Origin of the sequence: Bacillus sp. MYb209 (assembly GCF_002975175.1) — a bacterium.
Taxonomy (GTDB): Bacteria; Bacillota; Bacilli; order Bacillales; family Bacillaceae_G; genus Bacillus_A.
Genome location: NZ_PCNZ01000089.1, coordinates 1 through 4,613, shown reverse-complemented (window position 1 = coordinate 4,613; position 4,613 = coordinate 1). Strand labels below are relative to the sequence as shown.

At 32.3% G+C, this 4,613-nt stretch carries 4 protein-coding genes; 2 read left to right on the top strand and 2 right to left on the bottom strand.

The window, feature by feature from the left end; all coding sequences use genetic code 11:
* Positions 1-447 precede the first annotated feature (447 nt).
* Together CQZ94_RS30255 and CQZ94_RS30250 are read right to left on the bottom strand one after the other, a co-directional pair.
* Positions 448-1,260 (bottom strand): alpha/beta hydrolase family protein, encoded by an 813-nt coding sequence (locus CQZ94_RS30255; RefSeq protein WP_105588378.1) that lies wholly within the window; start codon positions 1,258-1,260, stop codon positions 448-450.
* Between the two features lie 129 nt (positions 1,261-1,389).
* Entirely contained in the window at positions 1,390-1,809 is a 420-nt protein-coding gene (locus CQZ94_RS30250; protein ID WP_374954565.1) for a GNAT family N-acetyltransferase, read from the bottom strand.
* A gap of 316 nt (positions 1,810-2,125) precedes the next feature.
* On the opposite strand from CQZ94_RS30250, the gene CQZ94_RS30245 reads away from it, so the two are divergent.
* Both CQZ94_RS30245 and CQZ94_RS30240 read left to right on the top strand, forming a co-directional pair.
* Positions 2,126-3,922, top strand: coding sequence for a M3 family oligoendopeptidase (locus CQZ94_RS30245; RefSeq protein ID WP_105588376.1), 1,797 nt, complete (start codon positions 2,126-2,128; stop codon positions 3,920-3,922).
* 42 nt (positions 3,923-3,964) lie between these two features.
* Positions 3,965-4,423: an NUDIX hydrolase gene (locus CQZ94_RS30240; RefSeq protein WP_002139656.1), complete on the top strand. Its 459-nt coding sequence runs from the start codon at positions 3,965-3,967 to the stop codon at positions 4,421-4,423.
* Positions 4,424-4,613: the final 190 nt, after the last annotated feature.

The window sequence follows — 4,613 nt, the reverse complement described above, 5'->3', positions numbered from 1 at the left end:
ATGGCTGCATAAGAATAGATTCCATTAGGAATCTATATACCTCTTTCAAATAAATGCCATCTTTGCACCAGAACCAAAGAAGCACACTTGTTATTGTTAGATCTAAAAAATGGTTTAGACTGATAACCGAGTTTTATTTCATGAAAAGAGTCATTATTAAAATAAAGTATTAGGGGTTCAGTCCCATCGCCATCAAGCTAATATTTTGAAGCACCACCAAAACAAAAATTTTATCTCTCGACAGTTATATATGAGAATTAAGCTCATTTTTTCGTTTTGGGGTGAATCTGTTTTCTTAAGTTGATGGGCATGGGGTCCTGCCGACAAAACGCACATATTATACGCTAAGCAAATTTCAATCTAAAAAAGTCAAATTCCTGTACGCTAAGAATCGACTTTTTAATTTTGTCTTGTTAAGTTAAAGCCCCCTATTGATGAACAGGCAACTTAGACAAGATACTTTTCAAACCAATTGCATGCTTCAAGTTTCATACTATAATTAAATTGATGATTTACAAAAGGCATACTTAGTTGAAGGTTTTCAGGATGTTCGGAGTACACTGGTAATAATTCTTTATAAAGCTCTAATGAATAGATGTATGGAGAATCAGTGTCTTGATCACCATTAATTATTAATAGTGGTCTTGGTGAAAAACTACTCAACCTTTCAAAAGGGTCTATCGTTTGAAAATACTCCGTTCTTTTGTCTATCTCTCTTTCTGCTTCCTGAATCTGTTTACTCCATTGTTCATAAGTATTTGTTGAGAGAATGCTGTCTTTCCATGCTTTAGTAAAAGCTGGCTTTCCTGCTATCGGAACTGCAACTTTTATATCCGGGTTATTTGCTGCGATATAAAATGATGCATATCCTCCCATAGAAAAACCTGATATTCCTATTTTATTTGAGTCAATCTCGTCTCTACTTTCAAAATATTTAATAAGAGTTTGTATATCTATTGCAGATTGTTCTATAACTTCATGCATATGGACATATATGTCCAAACCAGTATCTGGTGGAAAGACTTCAGAGAATTTATTACAATCATTTTCTAGTTTTCTCTTACCGTGTCCTTTACAATCCATGCTTATGTAGTAAAAACCTTTCTTTGCAAGCATATACCCAAAGTCCATAGCTTGTTCACGGTCTGCTCCATACCCGTGAATATACAGTACCAATGGACAATTTAATAATCCTTCTTGAAACATACTTATAATCGGGATGTCATTTGCTATTTGGTCTTCAATTATTATTTTTGTCATAAGCAATACTCCTTTTATGTTTTTATGGGGTATAACAATTCGTTCTTCCGCTGAAGCGCCCTCTCGTGGAAGGTTCAAAAAACTCTAGCCAATTGAATTGCCATTTAACAAATCCAATTTTTCCTTAGTTCATTCGGAAATCACTTTAAACATTCCTGTCATATTAGGTGAGTAATTTCTGAAATTATATTTTTCGTAAAACTCACCTTTTCCTTTTGAAGCAAACAAACCTACAAATGCCTTATCTGGTGCATTTTCTTCAAGATATTTCATTAGGACCTTCATAATTTCCTTGCCAATACCTTTTCCTTGATAGTCGGGATGAACCACTATGTCTTGAATATAGAAATAAATAGCACCATCCCCTACAATTCTTCCCATTCCTATGATGTTATGATTATCTTTAACAATAACGGAGAATACAGAATTCCGTATTGAAATTTCTGCAGCATCAAAATTCATAAAATCTTTCCACCCAACACTTGAACACAAATATATGTATTCATCTAATGTTGGGGGCGTATTTGTTAAAATTTCATAGTTTCTAATCATATTTTTCCCCCCTATAAATATTGGTCATTCCCCATAAACTAGCCCGTTTGGCAAAAAGAAAAACTTTTAGTATATCAATTATAATTCAGGGGTAGCGATCCAACAATCATTCTTAATGATAGTATTCTGATTTTGCAAACTGAACCCCTCCTTATCAAAAACGACCGTTTTTGGTTATATCAATGAATTAACAATATACTTAAGCAATTGCGCAAGGTAGTTAAATAACACTTATTAATGTTCCATGATGTGATAAGATGGGAATGTATGTTCGATTATTACTGAATTGTTAAAATTTAAGGGGGAGAAATAATTGAGCGAAACAAAGTATCGGCAAGTTTGGAACTTAGATAGTCTGTTCCTAGGTGGAAGTGAATCATCTCAATTACATGAACATATAAGACATTTAGAAATAGAAATTTCTGAATTCGAAAAAAAAACAAATTCTTTTAATGTTCCACAAAAAATAAATGAATCAATTAATGTTGCGGTTTTAATTGAGTACATAGGAGATATTCGAACTAATATATCTCAAGCAAATTCTTTTATAACCTGTCTTCTTGCTCAAAGTCCAAAAGATCAGCATGCTATAATTCTGCAAGGGAAAATTACGATAATAAATACTCGTTTTGAATCTGCATTGAAAAAAGTGAAAAATACTCTAGTAAAAATTGATTACCATTTGTGGCAGGGTCTACTGAATACGGATGTTTTAGCAAACTATAACTTTATACTGAATGAATGGCGTGAAGATGTTGAGACAAACCTTTCAGATGAAGAACAAAATTTAGTATCAGACCTCATGGTAGATGGATATCATGCTTGGGGACAATTTTATAATTCTTTTATGAATAATATTACGATTAAAGTTCAAATAAATGGAGAACAAAAAAATTTATCAGTAGGTCAAGCTATCAACTTACGTTCACATCCTAATGAAGAAGTTCGTAAAGAATCTCATAATGCTTTAGAAGATACCTGGAAAGAGAATGAAGAACTATTTGCGAAAATATTAAATCATATTGCAGGCTTTCGATTACAAGTTTACAAGAAGTGTGGCTTGGATAATGTAATACAAGAATCTTTAATTAAAAATCGTATGAAGGAGGAAACGCTTCATGCGATGTGGTCTGTAGTTAATAAATTTAAAAAACCCTTCACTGACTACCTAAATCAAAAAGCAAAAATAAATGGCTATAAAAAGATGAAATCATTTAACTTTTGGGCACCTATTACAACAAAAAATCAAAAAATAGAATATGAAGATGCTGTTAATTTTATTTTGGAGCACTTCAGTGAATTCGGAACAGAATTAGAAAATTTCTCTAAAAAGGCATTTAGTGAAGGATGGATAGAAGCTGAAGATCGTGCAAATAAGTCAGCTGTTGCATTTTGTTCAGGATTTCCACTTTCGAAAGAATCAAGAGTTTTCATGACATTTGGCGGTACAATTACAGATGTATTAACACTTGCTCATGAATTAGGACATGCCTTCCATAACGATGCAATGAAATCTATTCATGGAATGAATAAACAATATCCAATGTGCATTGCTGAAACTGCTTCAACGTTTTCAGAGATGATTATATTAGATGCGGCAATGCAAAAAGCTAAATCTACTAATGAAAAATTATTTTTACTTGATGAGAAATTAAAGCGTAGTGTCATGAATTTCATGAATATTCATTCTAGGTTTTTATTTGAAAAGAAATTTTATGAAGAACGTAAAGAAGGAATTGTTTCATCATCACGATTAAATGAAATTATGCAAGAAGCAATAGATGAAGGATATGATGGTTCTCTTGATAATCCTTCACTGCATTCATGGATATGGACTCCACATTATTATATTACGCAATCTCCTTTTTATAATTTCCCATATTCATTCGGATATTTGTTTGCATTGAGCTTATTTGCAAAGGCAAAAGAAAAAGGTAAAGAATTTGAAAGATATTATTTAGATTTGCTTCGCGATTCAGGGAGTATGTGCACAGAAGATTTAGTGATGAAACATTTAGGCGAAGATATCACTTCGGAAGCTTTTTGGAAAAAAGGAATTGAATTATGCATTAAAGATGTGGATGAATTTATCAAATTAACTTCTTCATAAGATAGCCTATTGTAATAAATGTAAAATACTGGAGGAAATAGAATGCCCCAAAATGGAATTGTTTTAGTAGTTAGTGTATCAATATTTAAAGATGACGAAATCTTAATGATAAAAGAAAATAAACCAACCGTCATTGGTAAGTGGAACTTTCCGGGTGGACGCATTGAATATGGTGAAAACATCCTCCATGCAGCTCGTAGGGAGGTGAAAGAAGAAACGGGCTTTGATGTAAAACTTAATAGCACAACTGGGGTATATAATTTTATCAGTAGTACAAATAATCAAGTTATTCTGTTTCATTTTAATGCCGATGTTACTGGTGGCTCATTGTATCTTGAAGAGGAAGAAATCTCAGACAGTAAGTGGATTAAGATAAATGAGTTAGTGAAGTTTGATAATGAAGAACTAAGGGAGCCAAAGGTATTAAAGCAAATAGCAGATAACTTATTAGCAGAGAATGTACATTCAATCAATATTTATAATAAACAATTAGGTGAATAATTCTTATTTTATTAATGTAGGGTTACCATTTCAAAAACATCTAAACAAGCCAATTTCTTAGCGTACAGGAAATCGGCTTTTATTTTGTCGAAATTTGCTTAAAGTGAGTTTTATGTCATTTGGTTGGCGGGACCCCACATCCATCAACTTAAGGATTTAGACTATTCTTGAAGTTAAAAGCACGTTACTA

Bases quoted from the DNA above. Each gene is read 5' to 3' on its own strand.
- CQZ94_RS30255 (WP_105588378.1), bottom strand. From the start codon at position 1,260: ATGACAAAAATAATAATTGAAGACCAAATAGCAAATGACATCCCGATT.
- CQZ94_RS30240 (WP_002139656.1), top strand. From the start codon at position 3,965: ATGCCCCAAAATGGAATTGTTTTAGTAGTTAGTGTATCAATATTTAAA.